The organism is Janibacter terrae NBRC 107853, from assembly GCF_001591405.1.
Lineage (GTDB): Bacteria > Actinomycetota > Actinomycetes > Actinomycetales > Dermatophilaceae > Janibacter > Janibacter terrae.
This window is the reverse complement of sequence record NZ_BCUV01000006.1, coordinates 740,185-763,337: the sequence shown is the minus strand read 5'-3', so window position 1 is coordinate 763,337 and position 23,153 is coordinate 740,185. Positions and strand designations below refer to the sequence as shown.

22 protein-coding genes are annotated in these 23,153 nt (G+C 72.2%); 14 read left to right on the top strand and 8 right to left on the bottom strand.

Annotated features, from left to right (window positions below):
• Nucleotides 1–66 precede the first annotated feature (66 nt).
• On the bottom strand, nt 67–1,563 hold the full coding sequence (locus tag JT1_RS08965; protein WP_068325230.1) for a long-chain-fatty-acid--CoA ligase: 1,497 nt from the start codon (nt 1,561–1,563) through the stop codon (nt 67–69).
• Between the two features lie 56 nt (nt 1,564–1,619).
• Between JT1_RS08965 and ligA the strand changes: the two genes are divergently transcribed.
• The 3 genes from ligA to JT1_RS08950 all read left to right on the top strand — a co-directional run bounded on the left by ligA (nt 1,620) and on the right by JT1_RS08950 (nt 6,648).
• Nucleotides 1,620–3,785, top strand: a complete 2,166-nt coding sequence (ligA, locus tag JT1_RS08960; RefSeq protein ID WP_068325229.1) for an NAD-dependent DNA ligase LigA — start codon at nt 1,620–1,622, stop codon at nt 3,783–3,785.
• Nucleotides 3,786–3,901: 116 nt separating this feature from the next.
• Nucleotides 3,902–5,644 carry a DEAD/DEAH box helicase gene (locus tag JT1_RS08955; RefSeq protein ID WP_068325228.1) on the top strand — a complete coding sequence of 581 codons (1,743 nt, stop codon included), beginning with the start codon at nt 3,902–3,904 and terminating at the stop codon, nt 5,642–5,644.
• Complete coding sequence (locus JT1_RS08950) at nt 5,644–6,648, top strand: class I SAM-dependent methyltransferase (RefSeq protein ID WP_068325227.1); 1,005 nt, start codon at nt 5,644–5,646, stop codon at nt 6,646–6,648. Before JT1_RS08955 ends, JT1_RS08950 begins: the two co-directional genes overlap by 1 nt.
• A 64-nt stretch (nt 6,649–6,712) precedes the next feature.
• On the opposite strand, the gene tpx is transcribed toward JT1_RS08950, so the two are convergent.
• From tpx to JT1_RS08935, 3 genes are read right to left on the bottom strand one after another with little or no spacing between them, the layout of a single operon-like run.
• On the bottom strand, nt 6,713–7,207 hold the full coding sequence (tpx, locus tag JT1_RS08945) for a thiol peroxidase (RefSeq protein WP_068325226.1): 495 nt from the start codon (nt 7,205–7,207) through the stop codon (nt 6,713–6,715).
• A 54-nt stretch (nt 7,208–7,261) separates the two neighbouring features.
• The gene (locus tag JT1_RS08940) at nt 7,262–8,056 is read right to left on the bottom strand and encodes a hypothetical protein (RefSeq protein WP_169701924.1); all 795 of its coding nucleotides are present in this window, start codon (nt 8,054–8,056) and stop codon (nt 7,262–7,264) included.
• On the bottom strand, nt 8,053–8,496 hold the full coding sequence (locus tag JT1_RS08935) for an HIT family protein (RefSeq protein WP_068325224.1): 444 nt from the start codon (nt 8,494–8,496) through the stop codon (nt 8,053–8,055). The genes JT1_RS08940 and JT1_RS08935 overlap by 4 nt, the downstream gene beginning before the upstream one ends.
• A 23-nt stretch (nt 8,497–8,519) precedes the next feature.
• On the opposite strand from JT1_RS08935, the gene JT1_RS08930 reads away from it, so the two are divergent.
• Together JT1_RS08930 and JT1_RS08925 are read left to right on the top strand one after the other, a co-directional pair.
• Complete coding sequence (locus JT1_RS08930; RefSeq protein ID WP_068325223.1) at nt 8,520–9,029, top strand: type II toxin-antitoxin system RatA family toxin; 510 nt, start codon at nt 8,520–8,522, stop codon at nt 9,027–9,029.
• Nucleotides 9,026–9,829 carry a carbon-nitrogen hydrolase family protein gene (locus JT1_RS08925; RefSeq protein ID WP_068325222.1) on the top strand — a complete coding sequence of 268 codons (804 nt, stop codon included), beginning with the start codon at nt 9,026–9,028 and terminating at the stop codon, nt 9,827–9,829. Before JT1_RS08930 ends, JT1_RS08925 begins: the two co-directional genes overlap by 4 nt.
• Nucleotide 9,830: 1 nt before the next feature.
• On the opposite strand, the gene JT1_RS08920 is transcribed toward JT1_RS08925, so the two are convergent.
• Nucleotides 9,831–10,724, bottom strand: a complete 894-nt coding sequence (locus JT1_RS08920) for a DUF559 domain-containing protein (protein WP_169701923.1) — start codon at nt 10,722–10,724, stop codon at nt 9,831–9,833.
• Nucleotides 10,725–11,039: 315 nt separating this feature from the next.
• Here JT1_RS08920 and gatC point away from each other — a divergent pair, with 315 nt between their 5' ends.
• From gatC to gatB, 3 genes are read left to right on the top strand one after another with little or no spacing between them, the layout of a single operon-like run.
• Complete coding sequence (gene gatC, locus JT1_RS08915; RefSeq protein WP_068325220.1) at nt 11,040–11,336, top strand: Asp-tRNA(Asn)/Glu-tRNA(Gln) amidotransferase subunit GatC; 297 nt, start codon at nt 11,040–11,042, stop codon at nt 11,334–11,336.
• Between the two features lie 15 nt (nt 11,337–11,351).
• Nucleotides 11,352–12,866, top strand: a complete 1,515-nt coding sequence (gene gatA / locus JT1_RS08910; protein WP_068325219.1) for an Asp-tRNA(Asn)/Glu-tRNA(Gln) amidotransferase subunit GatA — start codon at nt 11,352–11,354, stop codon at nt 12,864–12,866.
• Between the two features lie 3 nt (nt 12,867–12,869).
• A complete protein-coding gene (gatB, locus tag JT1_RS08905) occupies nt 12,870–14,444 on the top strand; it encodes an Asp-tRNA(Asn)/Glu-tRNA(Gln) amidotransferase subunit GatB (protein WP_068325218.1) in 1,575 nt (524 codons plus the stop codon).
• A 2-nt stretch (nt 14,445–14,446) separates the two neighbouring features.
• Here the strand turns inward: gatB and JT1_RS08900 are convergent, their stop codons facing one another.
• Nucleotides 14,447–15,040 (bottom strand): hypothetical protein, encoded by a 594-nt coding sequence (locus JT1_RS08900; RefSeq protein WP_068325217.1) that lies wholly within the window; start codon nt 15,038–15,040, stop codon nt 14,447–14,449.
• A gap of 129 nt (nt 15,041–15,169) precedes the next feature.
• Here JT1_RS08900 and JT1_RS08895 point away from each other — a divergent pair, with 129 nt between their 5' ends.
• On the top strand, nt 15,170–16,087 hold the full coding sequence (locus JT1_RS08895) for an NAD(P)-dependent oxidoreductase (protein ID WP_068325216.1): 918 nt from the start codon (nt 15,170–15,172) through the stop codon (nt 16,085–16,087).
• 15 nt (nt 16,088–16,102) lie between these two features.
• On the opposite strand, the gene JT1_RS08890 is transcribed toward JT1_RS08895, so the two are convergent.
• Nucleotides 16,103–17,236, bottom strand: a complete 1,134-nt coding sequence (locus JT1_RS08890) for a PQQ-dependent sugar dehydrogenase (RefSeq protein WP_068325215.1) — start codon at nt 17,234–17,236, stop codon at nt 16,103–16,105.
• 61 nt (nt 17,237–17,297) lie between these two features.
• On the opposite strand from JT1_RS08890, the gene JT1_RS08885 reads away from it, so the two are divergent.
• Entirely contained in the window at nt 17,298–17,819 is a 522-nt protein-coding gene (locus tag JT1_RS08885; RefSeq protein ID WP_068325214.1) for a SixA phosphatase family protein, read from the top strand.
• A 109-nt stretch (nt 17,820–17,928) separates the two neighbouring features.
• Nucleotides 17,929–18,381, top strand: a complete 453-nt coding sequence (locus JT1_RS08880; RefSeq protein ID WP_068325213.1) for a DUF4189 domain-containing protein — start codon at nt 17,929–17,931, stop codon at nt 18,379–18,381.
• Between the two features lie 21 nt (nt 18,382–18,402).
• On the opposite strand, the gene JT1_RS08875 is transcribed toward JT1_RS08880, so the two are convergent.
• Complete coding sequence (locus tag JT1_RS08875) at nt 18,403–19,329, bottom strand: GNAT family N-acetyltransferase (RefSeq protein WP_068325212.1); 927 nt, start codon at nt 19,327–19,329, stop codon at nt 18,403–18,405.
• Nucleotides 19,330–19,661: 332 nt separating this feature from the next.
• Between JT1_RS08875 and JT1_RS08870 the strand changes: the two genes are divergently transcribed.
• The 3 genes from JT1_RS08870 (at nt 19,662) to ilvC (ending at nt 23,139) form a co-directional block, all read left to right on the top strand.
• On the top strand, nt 19,662–21,503 hold the full coding sequence (locus JT1_RS08870) for an acetolactate synthase large subunit (protein ID WP_068325515.1): 1,842 nt from the start codon (nt 19,662–19,664) through the stop codon (nt 21,501–21,503).
• Nucleotides 21,504–21,516: 13 nt separating this feature from the next.
• Entirely contained in the window at nt 21,517–22,026 is a 510-nt protein-coding gene (gene ilvN, locus JT1_RS08865; protein WP_068325211.1) for an acetolactate synthase small subunit, read from the top strand.
• Between the two features lie 84 nt (nt 22,027–22,110).
• Nucleotides 22,111–23,139: a ketol-acid reductoisomerase gene (ilvC, locus tag JT1_RS08860; RefSeq protein WP_068325210.1), complete on the top strand. Its 1,029-nt coding sequence runs from the start codon at nt 22,111–22,113 to the stop codon at nt 23,137–23,139.
• Nucleotides 23,140–23,153: the final 14 nt, after the last annotated feature.

Here is a 23,153-nt window from a genome sequence, read left to right as displayed (position 1 = left end):
CTGGTGCACCAGGTGGCCGGATCGACCACGAGATGCACCAGGACGACCTCCCGTGCACAGGACCCGTCAGGCGGGGGCGTGGATCTCCCGCTTGAGGATCTTGCCGGTCGGGCCCTTGGGCAGCTCGTCGAGGATCCAGATCGTGCGCGGGTACTTGTAGGCCGCGATCCGGTCCTTGACGTACTGCTTGATCTCCTCGGTGTCGCCCGAGGCACCCTCGCGCAGCGAGACGGCGGCGCCGACGTCCTCGCCGAGCTCGGGGTGCGGGACACCGACGACGGCGCACTCGAGCACGTCGGGGTGCGTGTAGAGCACCTCCTCGACCTCGCGCGGGTAGATGTTCATGCCGCCGCGGATGATGAGGTCCTTCTTGCGGTCGACGATCGTGTAGTAGCCGTCCTCGTCGACGCTCGCGATGTCGCCGCTGCGGAACCACCCGTCGGGGATGGCCTCGGCGGTCGCCTCGGGCTTGCCCCAGTAGCCCTTCATGATGTTGTCGCCGCGGATCGCGATCTCGCCGACGCCCTCGCCGGGACCGACGTCCTGGCCGTCGGTGCCGATGAGCTTCATCTCGCAGCCGGGGATCGCGCGGCCGATGGTGCCCGGCCTGGTCGGCTGGTCGAGCATGTTGAAGGACGCGACGGGCGAGGTCTCCGAGAGGCCGTAGCCCTCGAGGAGCTGCACGCCGAAGGTCTCCTCGAACTCGCGCAGCGTCTCGCCCGGCAGCGAGGAGCCGCCGGAGACGCAGGTGCGCAGGCTGCTCTTGTCGGTGTCCTGGACCGCGGGGTGGTGCAGCATCGCGCCGTACATCGTCGGCACGCCCTCGAAGATCGTCACCCGGTCGCGCTCGATGACCTCGAGGGCCTTGCCGGGGTCGAAGCGGGGGATGAGCGTCAGCGTCGCGCCCTGGCGGACCGCGGTGTTGAGGCCGCACGTCAGGCCGAAGACGTGGAAGAGCGGCAGGCAGCCCATGATGACGTCGTCGGGGCGGATGCCGATGATGTCCTCGGCGGAGCGCTTGGCGTTGAGGTCGAGGTTGTCGTGGGTGAGCTCGGCGCCCTTGGGCCGTCCGGTCGTGCCGGAGGTGTAGAGGATGACCGCGGTGTCGTCGCCGGCGCGCTCGACGGGCGTGGCGATCGGCTCCCCGGCCGGCAGGTCCTCCTCGCTCGGGCCGACCGGGCCGGAGGCGATGACCCGGGTCGAGGTGCCCTCGGCTCCGGCCTGCGCCTCGGCGGCGAAGTCGCCCCAGACGAAGGAGAACTTCGCGCCGGAGTCGGTGTAGAAGTACTCGATCTCCTGCGCCTTGAGCAGCGGGTTCATCGGGACGACGATGCCGCCCGCGAGCAGCGTGCCGTAGAAGAGCACGGGGAAGGCCGGGACGTTCGGCAGGATCAGCGAGACGCGGTCACCGGGCTCGAGACCGGCCGCGCGCAGCGCTCCGGCGGCTCGGGCGGCGAGGCCGTGCAGCTGGGCCCACGTGAGCTCCGCGTCGTCGAGCTTGATGGCCACCCTGTCGGGGTGGGCCTGGGCGGTCGCGACGAGGTTGCTCGCGAGATTGGTCATCTGTTGGCTCCTGAATGAGGGTTCGGGTGACCCATCCAACCTTGTCGTCGTGTCGGATGGAAGGGGGTGTCGGTGCCCTGCGGCAGGATGGTCGGGTGAGCGAGATCCCCGAGGACGCACGGCACGAGTGGGCCGACCTGGCCGAGCAGGCGAGCGCTGCCCAGTTCGCCTACCACGTCAAGGACGCGCCGACGATCAGCGATGCGGAGTACGACCGCCTGATCCGGCGGCTCCAGGAGCTCGAGGAGGCGCACCCCTCCCTGCGCACCCCCGACTCGCCGACGCAGACGGTCGGCGGCGCGATCTTCTCGACCGACTTCACCGCCGTCGACCACCTCGAGCGGATGCTCAGCCTCGACAACGCCTTCGAGGGCGACGAGCTGCTCGACTGGGCGCGCCGGGTCGAGCAGGAGGTCTCCGGGTTCCACTACCTCTGCGAGCTCAAGATCGACGGCCTCGCGATCAACCTCCTGTACGAAGGGGGCCGGCTCACCCGCGCGCTGACGCGTGGTGACGGGCGCACCGGTGAGGACGTCACGATGAACGTGCGGACCATCTCGGGCATCCCGACCCGGCTCGACGACAGCGTCCACCCGGTGCCCGACCTCGTCGAGGTCCGCGGCGAGGTCTTCTTCCGGCTCGAGGACTTCGAGCAGCTCAACGCCGGTCTCGTCGAGGCCGGCAAGCCCCCCTTCGCCAACCCGCGCAACTCGGCCGCCGGATCCTTGCGGCAGAAGGACCCGCGCGTCACCGCCCGCCGGCCGCTGCACATGCTCGTGCACGGGATGGGGCGGCGCGAGGGCTTCGAGGTCGACAGCCAGAGCCACGCCTACGAGCTGATGGCGTCGTGGGGGCTGCCCACCTCGCCGCACTACCAGGTCTTCGACTCGATGACCCAGGTGCGCAGCTTCATCACGCGCGTCGAGCAGCAGCGCCACGACTACGACCACGAGATCGACGGCGTGGTCGTCAAGGTCGACGAGATCGCCGTGCAGCGTCGGCTCGGCACGACCTCGCGCTCCCCGCGGTGGGCGATCGCGTGGAAGTACCCGCCCGAGGAGGTCAACACCAAGCTCCTCGACATCCGGGTCAACGTCGGACGCACGGGGCGGGTCACCCCCTTCGGCGTCATGGAGCCGGTCACGGTCGCCGGCTCGACGGTCTCCCTCGCGACCCTGCACAACGCCCACGAGGTCAGGCGCAAGGGCGTGCTCATCGGCGACACCGTCGTCCTGCGCAAGGCGGGCGACGTCATCCCCGAGATCCTCGGTCCGGTCGTCGACCTGCGTGACGGGAGCGAGCGCGAGTTCGTCATGCCGACCCACTGCCCCGCGTGCGGCACCGAGCTCGCCCCGCAGAAGGAGGGCGACAAGGACATCCGCTGCCCCAACTCGCGGACCTGCCCCAGCCAGCTGCGCGAACGGCTCTCCTCGCTGGCCGGCCGGGGCGCCTTCGACATCGAGGCGCTCGGTTGGGAGGGCGCGGTCGGGCTGCTCGACTCCGGCGTGCTCACCGACGAGTCCGGGCTCTTCGGGCTGGACGCCGAGGACATCGCCAAGGTGCCGCTCTTCACCCGGGCGGCGAAGAAGAGCGACCCGGAGGAGCTCGTCCACGACGGGCGGGTGCTCTCGGCCAACGGCGCCAAGCTCGTCGACAACCTGCAGCAGGCCAAGGAACAGCCGCTGTGGCGCGTGCTCGTGGCGCTGTCGATCCGGCACGTCGGGCCGACGGCCGCGCGGGCGCTCGCCCAGCACTTCGGGTCGATGACCGCGATCCGCGAGGCCGACGAGGCGGCGCTCGCCGACGTCGAGGGCGTCGGTCCGACGATCGCGGCGTCGGTGCGCGAGTGGTTCGACGGCGAGGGCAACGAGTGGCACGGCGGCATCGTCGACCAGTGGGCCGCCGACGGCGTGCGCATGGAGGACGAGCGCGACGAGTCCATCACCCAGACGCTCGAGGGCGTCACGGTCGTCGTCACGGGCTCGCTCGAGCGATACTCCCGCGACAGCGCCAAGGAGGCGATCCTCGAGCGCGGCGGCAAGGCCTCGGGCTCGGTGAGCAAGAAGACCGACTGGGTCGTCGTCGGCGACAACGCCGGCACCAAGGAGGCCAAGGCGCGCGAGCTCGGCCGGCCGATCCTCACCGAGGACGAGTTCACCGAGCTGCTCGAGACCGGCAGCGTGGCGCGCTTCTCGGAGAGCGAGGGGGAGGAGAGCTCGTGAGCGCGGACCTCGCCACGATCCAGTGGTACGTCGACTCGGCGCTGGCCAAGCTGCTGGCGCGGGCCGACGACCTCGTCCTGGAGCGCTGATCCCGGCGGCTCGACTACCGTCGTCCTGTGAGCACCGACAGCACGCCCCCTCCCGAGCCCGACCAGCCGACCTTCGCCGACCTCGGCCTCGACGACCGCGTGGTCCGGGCGCTCAAGGACATCGGCTACGAGACCCCCTCGCCGATCCAGGCCGCGACGATCCCCGCGCTCCTCCAGGGACGCCACGTCGTCGGGCTCGCGCAGACCGGCACGGGCAAGACCGCGGCCTTCGCGCTGCCGGTCCTCAGCCAGCTGGACCCCAAGCAGAAGTCGCCCCAGGCACTCGTCCTCGCGCCCACCCGCGAGCTGGCGCTGCAGGTCTGCGAGGCCTTCGAGAAGTACGCCTCGCGGATCCCCGGCGTGCGCGTGCTCCCCGTCTACGGCGGCCAGGGCTACGGGGTGCAGCTGAGCGCCCTTCGCCGTGGTGTGCACGTCGTCGTGGGCACCCCCGGCCGGATCATGGACCACCTCGAGAAGGGCACGCTCGACCTGTCGCAGCTGCGCTTCCTCGTCCTCGACGAGGCCGACGAGATGCTCAAGATGGGGTTCGCCGAGGACGTCGAGACGATCCTCGCCGAGACACCCGAGGACAAGCACGTCGCGCTGTTCTCCGCGACGATGCCCGCCCAGATCCGCCGCATCTCCAAGAAGCACCTGACCGACGCGCTCGAGATCACCGTCGAGCGCGAGACCGCGACGGCGCCCAACATCACCCAGCGCTACCTCGTCGTGTCCTACCCGCAGAAGGTGGACGCGCTCACCCGCATCCTCGAGGTGGAGAACTTCGAGGCGATGATCGTCTTCGTGCGGACCAAGCACGAGACGGAGACGCTCGCCGAGCGGCTGCGAGCCCGAGGCTTCTCGGCCGCAGCGATCAACGGCGACGTCGCCCAGGCCCAGCGCGAGCGGACCGTGGCCCAGCTCAAGTCCGGCCGGCTCGACATCCTCGTCGCCACCGACGTCGCCGCCCGCGGTCTCGACGTCGAGCGGATCAGCCACGTCGTCAACTACGACATCCCCACGGACACCGAGTCCTACGTGCACCGCATCGGTCGCACGGGTCGGGCCGGGCGCTCCGGTGACGCGATCTCCTTCGTCACCCCCCGCGAGCGCCACCTGCTGAAGTCGATCGAGAAGGCGACCCGCACGACCCTGGCCGAGATGCCGATGCCGTCCCCCGAGGACGTCAACGCCACACGGCTGGGCCGGTTCGACGACCGGATCACGGCCGCCCTCGCCTCGTCCGACCTCGCGACCTTCCGCGACGTCATCGCGCACTACGTCGAGGAGCACGACGTGCCGGAGGGCGACGTCGCCGCCGCCCTGGCGATCGTCCTGCAGGGCGACGAGCCGATGCTCATGGGCCCCGACCCCGTGCGTCCGCCCAAGCGCGAGCGGACCGAGCGCCCGCCGCGTCGTGACGACCGTGGCGACAACCCGGACCGGGCGAAGGGGGGCAAGCGCGGCCCACGCGGTGCCTCCGGCCCGATGGGCACCTACCGGATCGCCGTGGGGCGCCGGCACAAGGTCGAGCCGCGTCAGATCGTCGGTGCGCTCGCCAACGAGGGCGGCCTGAGCCGTCAGGACTTCGGCCACATCGACATCCGCGGGGACCACTCGATCGTCGAGCTGCCGTCGCCGCTGCCGCCCGGCACGGCCGACCGCCTGCAGAGCACCCGCATCTCCGGCCAGCTCATCGAGCTCAGCGAGTCCGGGGAGCCCGGCGGCCGACGTGACCGGAAGCCGCACCGCAAGGGTCCGCGCACCTGATGGCTCCCGAGCTCGACCCCGTCGACCGGCTCCTGGTCGACGAGCTCGGTGACCTCCCGGCGGGCCGTGTCGCGGTCGTCGGCGACGACCACGGTGCGCTCACCTCGGCGGTCGCCGGCCTGGCCGGGGGCGATGTCGTCGCGCACAGCGACAGCATCGTCAGCGAGCAGCGGGTCGCCGCGGCGGGAGGCACGGTCGTCCCCGACCTGGCGGAGGCGCTCACGGGGGCCCGGCTCGTCGTGCTGCGCCTGCCCGGCTCGCTCGACGCCCTCGACGAGATCGCCCGCACCGCGGCGGTGGTCGGCGCGGACGACGTCCGCGTCGTCGCCGGCGGCCGGGTCAAGCACATGACCCGGTCGATGAACGAGGTGCTCGCGGCGAGCTTCACGGACGTGACGGCCAGCCTCGGCCGCCAGAAGTCACGCGTCCTCCACGCCTCCGGCGCCCGTGCGGTCGAGCAGACCTGGCCGCGCTCACGCCACCACGACGACCTCGACCTGACCGTCCACGCGCACGGGGCGGTCTTCGCCGGCACGCGGCTGGACGCGGGGACGGCACTGCTCGTCGCTCAGCTCGACCGGGTCGGTGGCACGGAGGGCACCGTCGTCGACCTGGGCTGCGGCACGGGGATCCTCGCCGCGCTGCTCGCGCGGCGGTTCGACGACGTGGTGGCGGTGGACGTGTCCGCCGCGGCGGTGGCGTCGACGCGCCTGACGACGGCCGGTGCGGTCGAGGTGCGCCGCGGGGAGGGGCTGGTCGGCTTCGACGACGTGTCGGTCGCCGCGATCGTCAGCAACCCGCCCTTCCACGTCGGCACGGCCAAGGACTCCACCCCGACGCTCGAGATGATCGACGACGCCGCCCGCGTCCTCGTGCCCGGGGGTGAGCTGGTGCTCGTCTACAACGCGCACCTGCCGTACCTGCCGCGCCTGCGCGGGGTCGGCGAGACCGAGATCCTCGTCCGCGACCGCAGCTACCTCGTCACCCGGACCGTCCGCGCCTGACATGACGAAGGGGGGAGCCGCCCACCCGGGCGGCTCCCCCCTTCGTCATGGGGTCGGTGGGCGGTCAGCCGAGGGCCTTGACGGCCGCGTCGTAGTCGGGCTCCTGGGTGATCTCCGGGACGAGCTCGGTGTGCAGGACCTTGCCGTCGGCGTCGAGGACGACGACCGAACGGGCGAGGAGACCGGCCATCGGGCCGTCGGTCATCGTCACGCCGTAGTCCTCGCCGAAGGAGGAGCGGAAGGCCGAGCCGACCTTGACCTTGTCGATGCCCTCGGCGCCGCAGAAGCGGGCCTGGGCGAAGGGGAGGTCCTTGGAGACGTTGACGACGGTCGTGTCGTCGAGGGAGGCGGCGAGCTCGTTGAACTTGCGCACGCTCGCGGCGCAGACGCCGGTGTCGATACTCGGGAAGATGTTGAGCACGACGCGACCGGGGACGTCGGCGGAGGTCAGCGCGGAGAGACCGTCACCGACGAGGTCGAAGGCCGGGGCGCTCGCGCCGGCGGCCGGCAGCTCGCCGGCGGTGTTGACGGGGTTGCCCTTGAATGCAGTGGTAGCCATGCCCCATGCCTACACCCCGGACGAGGCCATCGCCACCACGGGTCTGCAGTGCGGTCAGTCGAGCAGGGCCTGGACGACGAGCACGGCGGGCACGACGACGGCGGCCGAGAGGCCGAGGCCGCCCATGACGAGCGCGCCCCTGGCCTCCGCGTCGAGCGTCGCCCGCCAGCCGGCCATCCGCATGATCTCCCGGACCGGCTCGTTGATCTCGTCGGTGGAAAACTCGTAGTCGACCCGCCGCCTGAAGCCGTCGAGGCCGAGGCCGTACTCGATCCGCCGCGTGTACCCCCACTGCCGTCCGGAGGCGACCCCCAGCTGGGCGCCGAGCCGGGTCGGTCCCGCCGAGGTCTCCAACCGGCGCGACTCGTCGGTCCGCCGGATCACCCCCGGCCGGCCCGTGGGGACGAACCGGGTGACGAAGGTGTGCCGCAACCGGTGGGTCGTGGCGACGTGCTGCCACCGGGTGTCGACGAGGTCGGCCCGCACGAGGATCGAGCTGCCGTTGCTCATCACGACGTAGGGCGTGCCCTCGAAGGCCTGGGCGAGTGCCGGGGCCAGCCACTCGTAGGGCCAGGGGTCCTTGCGGTCGGTCGCCGGGGGAAGGGGGCGGGACGGCGCCTCGACGACGACGTGACCCCCTTCGTCCACGAGGTCCGGGTCGGTCTCCCGCAGGAAGCCGACGAGTCCCGCGGACGTCACGATGGTCCCCACCGCCAGGAGGAGGGTCCACGCGAGCGCGGCCCACGGCTGCCCGTCGGCGACGAAGAGGACGGCGCCGCCGAGGAGCATCACGGTGAAGGCCGCGATGAGGGCGGCGAACATCGCGGCCTTCGTGCGGCGGGACATCATGCGGGAAGCGCCCCCGGGCCCGGGACGTGGGCGGCGTGGCCATCGGCGCGCAGCCGGGCGCGCAGCCGCTCGGCTGCCTCCTCGAAGCGCTCGTCGCTGACGTCGCGCATCGGCGCGTGCGGGTCGAAGTCGTCGGGCGAGAAGGCCGGCCACGTGTGGATGTGCAGGTGCGGCACGAGGAAGCCCTCGAGCAGCATCCCGATCCGCGGCGCCGCCCACTCCGCCTGCTGCGCGCGGCCGATGGTCATCGCGACCCGCTGCAGGTGCGCCCACGTCTGCTCGTCGGCGTCGGTCCACTGCTCGAGCTCGGCACGCGGCACGACCATGGCGTGACCGTCGGTGAGCGGCTCGATGGTCAGGAAGGCCACGCAGGTCTCGTCGGACCAGACGAACCGACCCGGGATCTCGCCGTCGATGATCTTGGTGAAGAGAGTCGCCATGGCCCTCACCCTAGGGTGGAGGCATGCCACAGGTCAGCGCCGACGTGCACGTCCCCATCAGCCCCGACCTCGCCTTCGCCGTGTCGCAGACGACCGGCGCGGTCCGCCGCCGCTGGGACCCCTTCATCCGCGAGCAGCGCTTCCTCGACGGGGCGAGCGAGCCCGGGGTGGGGGTGCGCACGTACACGCGGTCCTCCTTCGCCGGGCCGGTCTCACCGAGCATGGTCAGCGAGTACGTCTCGTGGCGACCGCCGACCTCCGTCGGGATGACGATGGTCAGCGGACCGTGGTTCTTCGCCCGCTTCGGCGGCGGGTGGCGCTTCCAGCCAGACGGCGACGGCACGCTCGCGGTGTGGAAGTACACGTACGACGTGCGTCCCGCCCGGCTGCAGCGCATCGCCCACCCGATCGGCCAGTGGTTGCTCGGCCGCGAGATCGCGGCGCGCATCGAGGGGTTCGCCCGCGGGTGCCGTGACGAGCAGGTGCTCGCCGCGGCCCGGGCCGACATGGCGCGGCGCGAGGAGGCGGCATGAGCCCCCTTCGCCTCGCGGGCTGCCAGTGGACCGCCACGGCGGACCCGGCCGACAACCTGCGACGCATCGACGAGCTCACCGGCCGTGCGGCCGGTCGGGGTGCGCGGCTCGTCGTCCACCCGGAGGCGGCGATGGCTCCCTTCTCCCGGCGGCTCGACACGGCCGCCGAGCCGCTCGACGGGCCCTTCGCCGACGGGGTGCGCGCGCTCGCCGAGCGGCACGGGGTGACGGTCGTCGTCGGGATGTTCACCCCCGCGGACGCGATCACGACCGGTGCGGGCCAGCAGCGCTCGCGGGTGCACAACACCCTGCTCGTCACCGGTCCCGGCACCACCGAGACGACCTACCGCAAGATCCACCTCTACGACGCCTTCGGCAGCACGGAGTCCGAGACGGTGGCGCCCGGCGACGCGGTGGTGACCGTCGACGTCGAGGGGTGGCGGGTCGGTCTGGCCACCTGCTACGACGTGCGCTTCGCCGACCAGTTCACCGCGCTCGGCCGCGCGGGCGCCGAGCTCGTCGTGCTGCCCGCCTCGTGGGGCGACGGTCCAGGCAAGGCCGCGCAGTGGGACCTGCTCACCCGGGCCCGCGCGCACGACGCCCAGACCTGGCTGCTCGCCGTCGGCCAGGCGTGGACCCGTGAGTCGGTCGACGGGCCCTACGGCATCGGCCGGTCCGTCCTCGCCGACCCGACCGGCGAGGTGCGCGCGCGGTTGGGCGGGGGAGAGGACGTGCTCGCGGCCGAGATCGACCGGGAAGCGGTGGCCGCCGCCCGCCGGAACGTCCCCCTGCTGGACTGACTCACGGGTACGACGTGCACTGGTGGCCGACGGCGAGTCCTGGCGTTCGGGATCTCGGGGTTCCCGGCTCGTGGGCGCTCGCGAGTGCACGTCGTACCCGCGGGTCACGCAGGGCCACGGTCCGCGCGACGAGGTCGCGCACCCGCTCCGGGTGGTTCATCACCATGTCCCAGGTGAACCGGAGGACTACCCAGCCGTCCGCAACGAGCCGGTCGTAGCGGATGCAGTCGCGCTCGAGGGACTCCCGCTGACCGTGCCACTCGAAGGAGTCCGCCTCGAGCACCAGCCGTAGGTCCTCGTCGGCCAGGTCGACGATGCCTACGAGACCCGCGTCGTCGTCGATGCGCACCTGGGGTCGCACCGTCAGACCGGGGACGTCCGAGACGATCCAGCGCAGGACCGACTCGAAGGGGTTGGCTGCGAGGGGATGAGCGGCGCGGATCAACCCGTCGACCCTGCGCCGGTGGCGGAGCGGCAGGCCCGGGGCGGCCGAGAGCAGCTCGTCCCGCGTGACCACGCCCTCGCGCAGGGCCGAGTCGGCGACGGCGAGTGCCTCGTCCGGTGGCAGCAGGCTGGCGCAGTCGAGGACGGTCCGCACGCGGGAGGTCACCCAGCCCCCTTCGCGGTCGTCCGGCGGTACGTCACGGAAGCGCACGTCGAAGCGACGCCGGACCGCCGGCGGCACCTTGCGATTGCGGGGGAGCGCGATCTGGGGCCTGGTCGGCACCCACTTCGTCGGCCAGTCCCAGTGCGCGGCAGCGCTCAGCAGGATGGCCGTGCCGGTGACCTCGTGCGCCGCCCGGCGTCCGGCGCGGGCCAGGTCGCTGCGGTCGACCCGTTCTGTCGTCGGCGGCGGGGACGGCACGGCATAGCGGCCACGCGCGGGGCGATCCACGGACCGGCAGCCAGGGCTCGGCGCAGCTCGTGCTCGCTCACGCGCTGGAGCAGCTCGGCGCGGGAGGCGCACCCGCCGAGCTCGGCGAGGACCTCCTCCACCTGCATGGGATGCATCCTCGCGCCCACCGCTCGGGCGCGCCGGCAGTTGTCCACAGGTTCGTGACGCGCGAGTACGACGTGCTCTCGTGAGGGTCCTTCGCGGCGCGGTCCCGCGGCGTCAGGGGCCGCGGACTCCGCGGGAAGCCGAGTGCACGTCGTACCCGCGGATCGACCGGGGGCGGCGCCCCCTTCGCCGGCTCCTAGACTGTCCCGCATGGCTGACCTCTCCCGCGACGACGTGGCGCACCTGGCCTCGTTGGCCCGCATCGACCTCTCCGACGCCGAGCTCGACCGCATGGTCGGCGAGCTCGCGACCATCATCTCCTCCGTCGAGGCCGTCTCGCAGGCCCCGATCGAGGGCGTCGAGCCGATGAGCCACCCGATGCCGATCGTCAACGTCACCCGCCCCGACGAGGTGCGTCCCTCGTTGACCCCCGAGCAGGCCCTCGCGATGGCGCCGGCCTCCGAGGTCGAGCGCTTCGCCGTGCCGCGCATCCTCACCGAAGACTGAGCCAGAAGGACCTTGATGAGCGACCCCACCCGCATGACCGCTGCCGCGCTCGCCGACGCGCTGGCCTCCGGCGACCTCTCCTCCGAGCAGGTCACCCGCGCCCACCTCGACCGCATCGAGGGGGTCGACGAGCAGGTCGGCGCGTACCTCCACGTCGCGGGCGAGTCCGCGCTCGCCGAGGCCCGCGCGGTCGACGAGCGCCGGGCGAAGGGGGAGACCCTCCACCGTCTCGCCGGCGTCCCGATCGCCGTCAAGGACGTCATGACGACGACCGGCATCCCGACGACCGCCGGGTCCCGGATCCTCGAGGGCTGGATCCCGCCGTACGACTCCACGGTGGTCACCCGGCTCAAGGCGGCCGGACTGCCGATCCTCGGCAAGACCAACATGGACGAGTTCGCCATGGGGTCCTCGACCGAGCACTCGGCCTACGGCCTGACCCGCAACCCGTGGGACCTCGAGCGCATCCCCGGCGGCTCCGGCGGTGGCTCGAGCGCTGTCGTCGCGTCCTGGCAGGCGCCGCTCGCGACCGGTACCGACACCGGCGGCTCGATCCGCCAGCCCGCCGCCGTCACCGGCTCGGTCGGCGTCAAGCCGACCTACGGCGGCGTCTCCCGCTACGGCCTCATCGCGATGGCCTCCTCGCTCGACCAGGCCGGCCCGTGCGCCCGCACGGTCCTGGACACCGCGCTGCTCCACGAGGTCATGGCCGGGCACGACCCGCTCGACTCGACGTCCATCGACCAGCCGGTCCCCGACGTCGTCGGCGCCGCCCGGCGCGCGGACGTCACGGGCATGCGCATCGGCATCGTCAAGGAGCTCACCGGCGAGGGCTTCTCGCCGCTCGTCCAGGCGCGCTTCGACGAGTCGGTGCAGCACCTCGTCGACGCCGGCGCCGAGGTCGTCGAGGTCTCCTGCCCCAACTTCGTGCACGCCCTCGGCGCGTACTACCTGATCATGCCGAGCGAGGCGAGCAGCAACCTCGCCCGCTTCGACGCGATGCGCTACGGTCTGCGCGTCTCCCCGCAGGGTGTCGAGGACCCGAGCGCCGAGCAGGTCATGGCCGCCTCGCGCGACGCGGGCTTCGGTGACGAGGTCAAGCGCCGCATCATCCTCGGCACCTACGCCCTGTCGTCGGGCTACTACGACGCCTACTACGGCAGCGCGCAGAAGGTACGTCGCCTCATCGCCGACGACTTCGCGAAGGCCTTCGAGATCGCCGACGTCCTCGTCAGCCCGACGGCCCCGACGACGGCCTTCCGCTTCGGCGACAAGACCGACGACCCGATGGCCATGTACCGCGGCGACATCGCGACGATCCCGGCCAACCTCGCCGGTGTACCCGGCATGTCGCTGCCGAGCGGCCTCGCCGAGGACGGGCTGCCCGCAGGCTTCCAGGTCCTCGCGCCCGCCATGGCCGACGACCGCCTCTACACCGTCGGCGCCGCCCTCGAGCAGCGCCTCGTCTCCGCCTGGGGCGGGCACCTGCTCGAGCAGGCCCCCGAGCTGGCCATCACGAAGGGAGCCTGAGACATGGCGACGACCACCACCGACGAGGTCCTCGGGTACGACGAGGCCCTGGCCACCTTCGACCCCGTCATGGGTCTCGAGGTGCACGTCGAGCTCGGGACGAGCACCAAGATGTTCTGCGGGTGCGCGACCGGCTTCGGCGCCGAGCCCAACACCCAGGTCTGCCCGGTCTGCCTCGGTCTGCCCGGCGCCCTCCCGGTCGTCAACGCGACCGCTGTCGAGTCCGCGATCCGCATCGGCCTGGCGCTCAACTGCGAGATCGCGCAGTGGTGCCGCTTCGCCCGGAAGAACTACTTCTACCCGGACATGCCGAAGAACTTCCAGACCTCGCAGTACGACGAGCCGATCGCCTTCGACGGGTACCTCGACGTCGACATCCCGGCTGCCTCCGGCGAGGGCACCGAGACCTTCCGGGTCGAGATCGAGCGCGCCCACATGGAGGAGGACACCGGCAAGAGCCTGCACGTGGGTGGGTCCACCGGTCGCATCCACGGCGCCGAGTACTCGCTCGTCGACTTCAACCGTGCCGGCATCCCGCTCATCGAGATCGTCACCCGGCCGATCGTCGGTGCGGGGGAGCGCGCCCCCGAGGTCGCCAAGGCCTACGTCGCCGCGCTGCGCGACCTGCTGCGTGCCCTGGACGTCTCGGACGTGAAGATGGAGCAGGGGTCGATGCGCTGCGACGTCAACCTCTCCCTTCGTCCCAAGGCGGGCGAGGACCCGGCCGGGCCCGCCCAGCTCGAGGTCCCGCTCGGCACCCGCACCGAGACCAAGAACGTCAACAGCCTGCGCTCGGTCGAGCGGGCGGTGCGCTACGAGGTCTGCCGCCACGCCGCGGTGCTCACCGGTGGCGGCTCGATCCTGCAGGAGACCCGCCACTGGCACGAGGACACCGGCGCCACGACGAGCGGCCGTCCGAAGTCCGACGCCGACGACTACCGCTACTTCCCCGAGCCCGACCTCGTCCCCGTCGCCCCGAGCCGTGAGTGGGTCGAGGAGCTGCGCGCCACCCTGCCCGAGCCGCCGGCCGAGCGCCGCAAGCGGCTGCAGGACGACTGGGGCTACTCCGACCTCGAGATGCGCGACGTGCTCAACGCCGGCGCCGTCGAGCTGATCGAGGCCACCGTCGCCGCGGGCGCCAAGCCGCAGGCCGCTCGCAAGTGGTGGCTCGGTGAGCCCTCACGCCGGGCCAACACGCAGGGCGTGGACCTCGTGACCTACGCGGAGCAGGTCGGGGTCACCCCGCAGCACGTCGCCGAGCTCGAGTCGATGGTCGGCGCGGGCCGGCTCAACGACAAGATGGCCCGTCAGGTCCTCGAGGGCGTCCTCGACGGCGAGGGCACGCCGACGGCCGTCGCCGACGCGCGCGGGCTGGAGCTCGTCCAGGACGACGGTGCCCTCGAGGCGGCCGTCGACAAGGTCATCGAGGCCAACCCCGACGTCGCGGACAAGATCCGCGGCGGCAAGGTGCAGGCCGCGGGCGCCCTCATCGGCCAGGTGATGAAGGAGATGCGCGGTCAGGCCGACGCCGGCAAGGCGCGCGAGATCATCCTCGCCAGGCTCGGCGCCGAGGGCTGAGGTCAGGCGGGTCCGTACCCGCCGATCGTGCCGTAGCGCTTGGTGCCGGAGAGGATCGGCTTGCCGGCGAAGGACCCGTGCGGGGTGGCGTCGCGCCACCACGAGTAGAAGGTCCCGTCACCGTCGTCGGTCACCGCGGACGACGCGTACAGCCGGAAGTCGGCGTCGAAGGGCCACGCCCTCGACCCGCTGACCCCCATGAGGTAGTCGCGCTGGGTCGCCCGGGTGCCGCTGCTGCTGACCCAGCCGACCCACGGGTTGTCGGGGGTGTTCTTCAGCCAGATCGTCTGCCGGTGCGTGCACCGCGCGGAGGCCCAGCGGGGTGAGACGCTCGCGCCGCTCGGGCAGTAGAACGAGCGGATGAAGCCGCTCACCCGACCGTTGTCGGTGCGCAGCCTGACCTGGTGCCGGTTGCCGCGGATCGGCGAGCCGAACTCGACGGTCCACGCGCCGCCGAGCACCACCTCGGACTGCGCGTACCGGTGGTGGGTCGTCGGCGGGTCCTCGATGGTGGGTGCGGCCTGGGCGGTGCTCGTGAGCGCGAGGCCCGCGGTGCAGAGGCCGGACGTGACGATGGTGCTGAGCATCCGCTTCATGGCGGTGTCCTCTCGGGGTGCGGGGACGTCTCCCCACGGGACATCCCTGACCTCCATGGACCCACCGCGGTCGCACCGCGTCCATGGGTAGTTGTACCCATGCCGGATGCCCCGGCCTACCATCGGCGCATGGTCACCGTCTCCTTCCCCGACCGCAGCTGGCTCGACGACGTCGGTCCCGTCGACGGCATGACGCCCGTCGTCTGGGACCCGCGCACCGGACCCCCCGGTGAGGCGGTCGACCTCTACATCGCCCCGTACATGACCCGGCCCGACGGCGTCGCCGTCGTCGCCGAGCAGCCCTCGGTGCGGCTCGTGCAGCTGCTGTCCGCAGGCTTCGACAACATCGTGCCGGTGCTGCCGGACGGCGTCGCCCTCGCCAACGCGAAGGGGGTCCACGACGCGGCCACCGCCGAGCTCGCGCTCGCCCTCGTCCTCGCCTCGCAGCGCGGCTTCGACGAGTTCGCGCGGGCACAGGCGAAGGGGGAGTGGCTGCCCCGGCAGTTTCGGCCCGGTCTGGCCGACAAGCGCGTCCTCGTCCTCGGCTACGGCTCCGTGGGGCGGGCGATCGCCGAGCGGCTCGCCCCCTTCGAGGTCACGACGACGGCGGTCGCCGCGCGCGCCCGCGCCGGCGACGACCTCGTCGACGCGGTCCACGGCACCGACGAGCTGCTCGACCTGCTCCCCGAGCACGACATCGTCATCTCGGTCCTGCCCGGATCGGACGCCACCGCGCAGATGCTCGGTGAGGAGGCCCTGTCCGCCCTCGCCGACGGCTCGCTCGTCGTCAACGTCGGGCGCGGGACGGCCCTCGACACGGAGGCGGCGCTGCGGCACGCCGGCCGGTTGCGCTTCGCGCTCGACGTCACCGACCCCGAGCCCCTGCCCGAGGGCCACCCCCTCTGGTCGGCGCCGGGCGTCATCATCAGCCCCCACGTCGGTGGCGTGACCCAGGCCTTCCGGCCGCGTGCGGTGACGATGCTGCGCCGTCAGATCGCCGCGATGGTCGCGGGTGAGCAGCCGATCAACCTCGTCCACGCAGGCTGAGCGCCCCCGCCACGGTCACGGACGCAGGCGCAGCACCCGGTCGTCCCCGTCGCGGGGCTCCCCGCGGAAGGTGTTGCTGGTGAGCACCCACAGGCTCCCGTCGGGCGCGCGCTCGACGTCCCGCAGCCGCCCGTACTCGCCCTGCAGCAGCCGCTCCGGGGTGCCGACCCGCAGGTCGTCACCGCTGCCGGTGACCGGCACGCGCCACAGGCTCTCGCCGCGCAGCGCGGCCATGACGATCGACCCGTCCCGCTCGACGGCGATGCCGCTCGGGGAGGCGTCGGCGGTGGACCACGTGGCGACGGGGTCGACGAACGCCTCGCGGCCCCCTTCGCCCTCGACCTGCGGCCAGCCGTAGCTGCCGCCGCGGGTGATGCGGTTGAGCTCGTCCCAGGTGTCCTGACCGAACTCGCTGGCCCACATCGTCCCGTCCTCCCGCCACGCCAGCCCCTGGACGTTGCGGTGGCCCGAGGTCCACACGGGGGAGCTCGCGACCGGGTTGCCCGGTGCCGGCTCGCCGTCGGGCGTGATCCGCAGGATCTTGCCGCCGAGGCTCGCCGGGTCCTGCGCGGAGTCGGTGTCGCCGGCATCACCGGTCGCGACGTAGAGGTAACCGTCGGGACCGAAGGCGATGCGCCCGCCGTTGTGGTTGCCCGCCTTGGGGATACCCGTGAGCACCGGCTCGACGTCACCGATCCCGCTGGCGCCCAACGTCATCCGCAGCACGCGGTTGTCCTCGGCGGTGGTCGCGTAGACGAAGAGCGTGTCGTCCTGGGCGAAGTCGGGGGAGACGGCGAGCCCCAGGAGACCCCCTTCGCCCTCGGCCACGACACCCGGGACGGTCCCGACCGCCTGCTGCTCGCCGTCGGAGATCCGCACGACGTCACCGCTGTCGCGCAGCGTCACCAGCGCGTCACCGCCGGGGAGGAAGGCGAGGTCCCACGGCACCTGGAGATCGGTCGTCACCACCGTGACAGTGCCCTCCACGGTGGTGCCCGACGAGCCCGACGAGCCGGACGAGGACGGGGCGGACGAGGACGTCCGGGACGACGAAGGGGAGGTCCCGCCTCCTTCGTCCACGGAGCCGCAGGCCACCAGCCCGAGCGTCAGGCCCAGGGCGAGGGTGGTGCGGACGGCGCGGCGCGTCATGTCCCGACGCTACCGCCGCGCAGGGGTGGCGCGCAGGTGTGTCGCGGGCCACACTCGGGGCATGACGACGTCAGCAGAGGACCGGACCCTGATCCTGCTGCGGCACGCCGAGCCCGAGCCGGGCCGTGCCGGTCAGGACGACCGCGAGCGCCCCCTGTCCGAGCCGGGCCGCGCCCAGGCTCAGGAGGTGGGCCGCTGGCTGCGCGAGCGGGGTCTGGGCTGCGACGAGGTCATGTGCTCGCCCGCCCTGCGCACCCGGGAGACGATGCAGGAGGTCGCCGAGGCCGGGTGCGCGGAGGCCGAGGTCCGGATCGAGCACCGGTTGTACAACGCCGACGCCGAGGACGTGCTCTCCGTGGTACGCGAGTCGACGGACGACGCGAGCGTGCTCCTCGTCATCGGCCACGCGCCCGGGCTCCCCGCGGCCGCGAGCCTGCTCGCCGACGGCGAGGGCCGGGCGCACGCGCACGAGTGCCTGGGTCAGGGGTTCCCGCCGGCCGCGGCAGCGGTGCTGCGCTTCTCGGGGCACTGGGAGGACCTCGCCTTCGGGGCGGCACAGCTGGACGACTTCCGCCTGCCCTGAGCGCTCGCCTGCGGGGGAGGACTCCCCATGGCGCGCGCCCGGCGCGGGCGCCAAGATGTCCACCGGGGCGGCCACCGGGGCCGCCACCACCACACCAGGGGAGTCATCCATGAAGTCCGTCATCACCCGTGCCGCCGTGGCGTCCGCCGCCGTCGCGCTCACCGCCACGACCCTCGCCACCGCGCCCGCCGGCGCGGCCGTCACCCAGGACTCCTCGTCCGCGGCGACGAACTACTACGGCGCCATCGCCCTCAACACCCGCACCCTCGCCGTCGGCACGTCGGTCAACGCCAAGTACCGCAGCAGCGCCCAGAGCGCGGCCCTGAAGCGCTGCAAGCAGTACAGCTATTCCTCCTACTGCAAGAACGTCGTGTGGGTCAGCAACGGGTGCGCCGCCGTCGCGGTCAAGTACGACTCCAAGAACCGCCCGGTCCGCTACGGCAGCGCGTACGGCAAGTACAAGTGGCCCACCGTGCGCCTGGCCAAGAAGCGCGCCATGGGCACCTCGACGGCCGGCACGGTGAAGACCCGCGTGTACCTCTGCACGACCCGGTACTACTGATCGGTCGTCCCTCGTCGTCCCTCACACCGGGATCGCGAGGTGGCGGAAGGTCGCGGTGACCTCCATGCCGACGTGCTCGTACAGGCCGAGCGCACCGGTGCGCGAGTCGGTCGACAGCCCCGCACGGGCCAGCCCGCGCCGACGTCCCTCCGCGAAGGAGTCCGCGAGCAGGGCACGGCCCAGGCCGAGGCCGCGGTGCGGGGCGGCGACGGCGAGCTGGTCGACCCAGAGCATCCCGTCCTCGCTGCCGATGACCATCGCCATGGCCACGACGCGGCCCTCGCGGTCGCGCACGACGCGGCAGCGCCACGGCGCGGCCTCCTCGCCCTCGAGGAAGTCGGCCGCCCAGTCCTCGTAGCTCGTCGGGCGCCGGCCGGGCCACTCGTCGAAGGCGGCCTCCTTGACCAGGTGCACGGAGTGCATCTCCTCGGGCCGCCCCTCGCCGAGCGTGAAGCCGTCGGGGAGCGCCTGCTCGGGCAGGCGGCGGTCGGCCGGCAGCTCGAGGATCCAGGAGTCCCAGGTCGCGGTGCCGCCGGCCGCGTCGAGGAAGCGGTGGGCGGGACTGCCGACGGGCACCGTCTGCGAGACCTCCGGGTCACCTTGGTTGCGGGCCACGACCATGGCGTGGTCGAGCAGGGCGCGCCCGATGCCGCGGCCGCGGTGCGAGGCCGCGACGACCGCGTCGAGGCGACCGTGCGCCCCGACGACGAGGTAGCCGACGAGGCGGGTGCCGTCGAGGAGGGCCAGCGAGCGGTGGTCGAGGTCGGTGGTCGGCAGCCGCCAGGCGCGCTGCACGTCGACCAGCTCGGTGACCGGCTCGGCCAGCGACTCGGCCTCGTCGGCGCGGGCGAGCGCGACGACCGCCTCGGCGTCCGTGGCCCGGAGCGGGCGGACGGTGAGGTCCACGCCTGCCGGCAGGGCGAAGGGGGTCGACGCTGCGGTGCTCATGGAAGGGAGGATCCTCCACTTCCCGGGCGGTGTCACGGGGATTGTCGGCGGCACTCCCTTCGCCTGCGTCCGGATGGTGGACGCTGCCGTCTCATTCATTGACACGGGGGAGGCGGCGGGGGAGAGTAACGACATGGTCCTCCTCCTCGTACTTCCCCGGCGCGCTGCCTGAGCGACGACGTCGTCGACGCAGCGCGCGCCCTTCATGTCCGTACCCGGACTGAGGGGCTTTTTCATGCCGGGAGAAGATGTGAGGAGCAGGACGGATGGCACGACTGACCGAAGGACACACGGTGACTGACACGACCAGCAGCGCCCCGAGCCCGGCCGCGATGGCGCGCCGGGCGGAGGCTCGACCGACCCCCGAGCAGGTGACGGGAGCGAAGAGCCTCGTCCTCTCCCTCGAGCACGTCGGCGCGGAGGTCGTCTTCGGCATCCCCGGCGGCGCCATCCTGCCCGCCTACGACCCGCTCATGGACTCGACGAAGGTGCGCCACATCCTCGTGCGGCACGAGCAGGGCGCCGGCCACGCCGCCGAGGGCTACGCCTCCGCCACGGGCAAGGTCGGGGTGTGCATGGCCACCTCCGGGCCCGGGGCCACCAACCTCGTCACCGCCATCGCCGACGCGCACATGGACTCCGTCCCGATGGTCGCGATCACCGGCCAGGTGGCCTCCGCCGCCATCGGTACCGACGCCTTCCAGGAGGCGGACATCCGCGGCATCACCATGCCGATCACCAAGCACAACTACCTCGTGACCGACGCGGCGCAGATCCCGCGCGTCATCGCCGAGGCCTTCCACATCGCCGGTACCGGTCGCCCCGGTCCCGTGCTCGTGGACATCTCCAAGGACGCGCTGCAGGCCACCACCACCTTCGCGTGGCCGCCGCAGATCGCCCTGCCGGGTTACCACCCGGTGACGCGTCCGCACGCCAAGCAGATCCGCGAGGCCGTGCGCCTCATGGCCGCCGCCCGCCGGCCGGTGCTCTACGTCGGCGGCGGCGTGATCCGCTCCGGCGCGCACGTCGAGCTGCTCCGCTTCGCCGAGCTCACCGGCATCCCGGTGGTCACGACCCTCATGGCGCGGGGCGCCTTCCCCGACGGGCACCGCCTGCACCTCGGCATGCCCGGGATGCACGGGTCCGTCGCGGCCGTGACCGGCCTGCAGCGCAGTGACCTGCTCATCACGATCGGTGCCCGCTTCGACGACCGGGTGACCGGTCACCTGCCGTCCTTCGCCCCGGGGGCCAAGGTCATCCACGCCGACATCGACCCGGCGGAGATCTCGAAGAACCGCACCGCCGACGTGCCGATCGTCGGCGACGCCAAGGCGATCCTTGGTGAGCTCATCGCCGCCGTCGAGTCCGGCTCCGGTGACGCGGCAGACGTCAACCCGCACACCTACGCGGTCTGGGCAGCGGAGACCGCGGGCTGGTCCCAGACCTACCCGGTCGGCTACCAGTCGCACGGCGAGGGCGCGCTCATGCCGCAGGAGGTCATCGAGGCCATCGGCCGGGCCGCCGGTCCCGAGGCGATCTACGCGGCGGGCGTCGGCCAGCACCAGATGTGGGCCGCGCAGTTCATCGACTACGAGCGCCCCAACTCCTGGCTCAACTCCGGCGGCGCCGGGACGATGGGCTACTCCGTGCCGGCGGCCATGGGCGCCAAGGTCGGCGAGCCCGACCGTGTCGTGTGGTCCATCGACGGCGACGGCTGCTTCCAGATGACCAACCAGGAGCTGGCGACCTGCGTCATCAACGACATCCCGATCAAGGTCGCGATCATCAACAACTCGAGCCTGGGCATGGTCCGCCAGTGGCAGTCGCTCTTCTACAACGAGCGCTACTCCAACACCGACCTGCACACCTCGGTCGGCAGCCGCATCCCCGACTTCGTCAAGCTCGCCGAGGCCTACGGCTGCGTCGGCCTGCGCTGCGAGCGTCCCGAGGACCTCGAGGCGACGATCGCCGAGGCGATGTCGATCAACGACCGCCCCGTCGTCGTCGACTTCGTCGTCGAGCGCGACGCCATGGTGTGGCCGATGGTGGCCGCCGGCGTGAGCAACGACGAGATCCAGATCGCCCGGGACTCCGCGCCCCAGTGGGACCGCGAGGAGTCAGAGGCCATCGAGCAGCCGACCGACGCCGACCACAGCGACTCCCAGGGAAAGTGAGCGCAGGCCACCCATGAGCACGAAGCACACCCTGTCCGTCCTCGTCGAGAACAAGCCCGGCGTCCTCGCCCGGATCTCGGCGCTGTTCTCCCGTCGCGGGTTCAACATCGACTCGCTGGCCGTCGGCCCCACGGAGCACCCCGAGGTCTCCCGGATGACCGTCGTCGTCGAGGTCGACCTGCTCCCGCTCGAGCAGGTGACCAAGCAGCTCAACAAGCTCGTCGAGGTGCTCAAGGTCGTCGAGCTCGACCCGCTGGCCTCGGTCACGAGCCAGGTCGTCCTCGTCAAGGTGCGCGCCGACGCGACCAACCGCAGCGCCATCCTCGAGACCGCGCAGATGTTCAAGGCCAAGATCGTCGACACGACGCCCGAGGCGATGACCCTGCACGTGTACGGCAACTCCGACAAGATCGCCGCGATGCTCGAGATCCTCGAGCCCCACGGCGTCAAGGAGCTCGTCCAGTCCGGCGTCGTGGCCATCGGCCGCGGCCCCCGGTCCATCACGGACCGGTCCAGACACTGATCCCCTGCGTCGTCGGCTCGCCGGACGCGAGACGATGACGCCCAGACTCGACTGCAGTATCGACACCACAAGGAGAAGAGCCACATGGCCGCTGAAGTGATCTACGACGACGACGCCGACCTGTCCATCATCCAGGGCCGCAAGGTCGCCGTCATCGGCTATGGCTCGCAGGGCCACGCCCACGCGCTCAACCTGCGCGACAGCGGCGTCGACGTGCGCGTCGGCCTGCGCGAGGGCAGCTCGTCCCGGGCCAAGGCCGAGGCCGAGGGCCTGAAGGTCCTCACCCCGAACGCCGCCGCCGCCGAGGCCGACGTCATCGTCATCCTCGCCCCCGACCAGGTGCAGCGTCACCTCTACGCCGACGAGATCGCCTCCGCGCTGGGCGAGGGCGACGTCCTCGTCTTCGGTCACGGCTTCAACATCCGCTACGGCTACATCCAGCCGCCGGCCGGCGTCGACGTCATCCTCGTCGCGCCGAAGGCCCCCGGCCACACCGTGCGCCGTGAGTTCGTCGACGGCCGTGGCATCCCCGACATCATCGCGGTCGAGCAGGACGCGTCGGGCCGGGCGTGGGAGATCGCCAAGTCCTACGCCAAGGGCATCGGTGGCACCCGTGCGGGCGTCATCACCACGACCTTCACCGAGGAGACCGAGACCGACCTCTTCGGCGAGCAGGCCGTCCTCTGCGGCGGTGTCTCGCACCTCGTCCAGGCGGGCTTCGAGACCCTGACCGAGGCGGGCTACCAGCCGGAGATCGCCTACTTCGAGGTCCTCCACGAGCTCAAGCTCATCGTCGACCTCATGTGGGAGGGCGGCATCGCCAAGCAGCGCTGGTCCTGCTCCGACACGGCGGAGTACGGCGACTACGTCTCCGGCCCGCGCCTGATCGACCAGGGCGTCAAGGACCGCATGCAGGGCGTCCTCAAGGACATCCAGGACGGCACCTTCGCCACCCGCTTCATCGAGGACCAGGACAACGGGGCCGTCGAGTTCACGCAGCTGCGCGAGAAGGAGGCCGGCCACCCGATCGAGGCCACCGGCAAGGCGCTGCGCGCGCACTTCGCGTGGAAGTCGGGCGACGACGACTACGTCGAGGGCTCGGCCGCTCGCTGACGCGAGCACCCAGG

Excerpts from the sequence above, each read along its gene's own strand:
- JT1_RS08885 (WP_068325214.1), top strand. The coding sequence starts at position 17,298 with ATGACGACGTCAGCAGAGGACCGGACCCTGATCCTGCTGCGGCACGCC.
- gatC (WP_068325220.1), top strand. The coding sequence starts at position 11,040 with ATGGCTGACCTCTCCCGCGACGACGTGGCGCACCTGGCCTCGTTGGCC.
- JT1_RS08935 (WP_068325224.1), bottom strand. The coding sequence starts at position 8,496 with ATGGCGACTCTCTTCACCAAGATCATCGACGGCGAGATCCCGGGTCGG.
- ilvN (WP_068325211.1), top strand. The coding sequence starts at position 21,517 with ATGAGCACGAAGCACACCCTGTCCGTCCTCGTCGAGAACAAGCCCGGC.
- JT1_RS08950 (WP_068325227.1), top strand. The coding sequence starts at position 5,644 with ATGGCTCCCGAGCTCGACCCCGTCGACCGGCTCCTGGTCGACGAGCTC.
- gatA (WP_068325219.1), top strand. The coding sequence starts at position 11,352 with ATGAGCGACCCCACCCGCATGACCGCTGCCGCGCTCGCCGACGCGCTG.
- JT1_RS08870 (WP_068325515.1), top strand. The coding sequence starts at position 19,662 with ATGGCGCGCCGGGCGGAGGCTCGACCGACCCCCGAGCAGGTGACGGGA.
- JT1_RS08895 (WP_068325216.1), top strand. The coding sequence starts at position 15,170 with ATGGTCACCGTCTCCTTCCCCGACCGCAGCTGGCTCGACGACGTCGGT.
- JT1_RS08880 (WP_068325213.1), top strand. The coding sequence starts at position 17,929 with ATGAAGTCCGTCATCACCCGTGCCGCCGTGGCGTCCGCCGCCGTCGCG.
- JT1_RS08925 (WP_068325222.1), top strand. The coding sequence starts at position 9,026 with ATGAGCCCCCTTCGCCTCGCGGGCTGCCAGTGGACCGCCACGGCGGAC.
- JT1_RS08930 (WP_068325223.1), top strand. The coding sequence starts at position 8,520 with ATGCCACAGGTCAGCGCCGACGTGCACGTCCCCATCAGCCCCGACCTC.
- JT1_RS08900 (WP_068325217.1), bottom strand. The coding sequence starts at position 15,040 with ATGAAGCGGATGCTCAGCACCATCGTCACGTCCGGCCTCTGCACCGCG.
- ilvC (WP_068325210.1), top strand. The coding sequence starts at position 22,111 with ATGGCCGCTGAAGTGATCTACGACGACGACGCCGACCTGTCCATCATC.
- tpx (WP_068325226.1), bottom strand. The coding sequence starts at position 7,207 with ATGGCTACCACTGCATTCAAGGGCAACCCCGTCAACACCGCCGGCGAG.
- JT1_RS08940 (WP_169701924.1), bottom strand. The coding sequence starts at position 8,056 with ATGATGTCCCGCCGCACGAAGGCCGCGATGTTCGCCGCCCTCATCGCG.
- ligA (WP_068325229.1), top strand. The coding sequence starts at position 1,620 with ATGGAAGGGGGTGTCGGTGCCCTGCGGCAGGATGGTCGGGTGAGCGAG.
- JT1_RS08875 (WP_068325212.1), bottom strand. The coding sequence starts at position 19,329 with ATGAGCACCGCAGCGTCGACCCCCTTCGCCCTGCCGGCAGGCGTGGAC.
- JT1_RS08965 (WP_068325230.1), bottom strand. The coding sequence starts at position 1,563 with ATGACCAATCTCGCGAGCAACCTCGTCGCGACCGCCCAGGCCCACCCC.
- gatB (WP_068325218.1), top strand. The coding sequence starts at position 12,870 with ATGGCGACGACCACCACCGACGAGGTCCTCGGGTACGACGAGGCCCTG.
- JT1_RS08890 (WP_068325215.1), bottom strand. The coding sequence starts at position 17,236 with ATGACGCGCCGCGCCGTCCGCACCACCCTCGCCCTGGGCCTGACGCTC.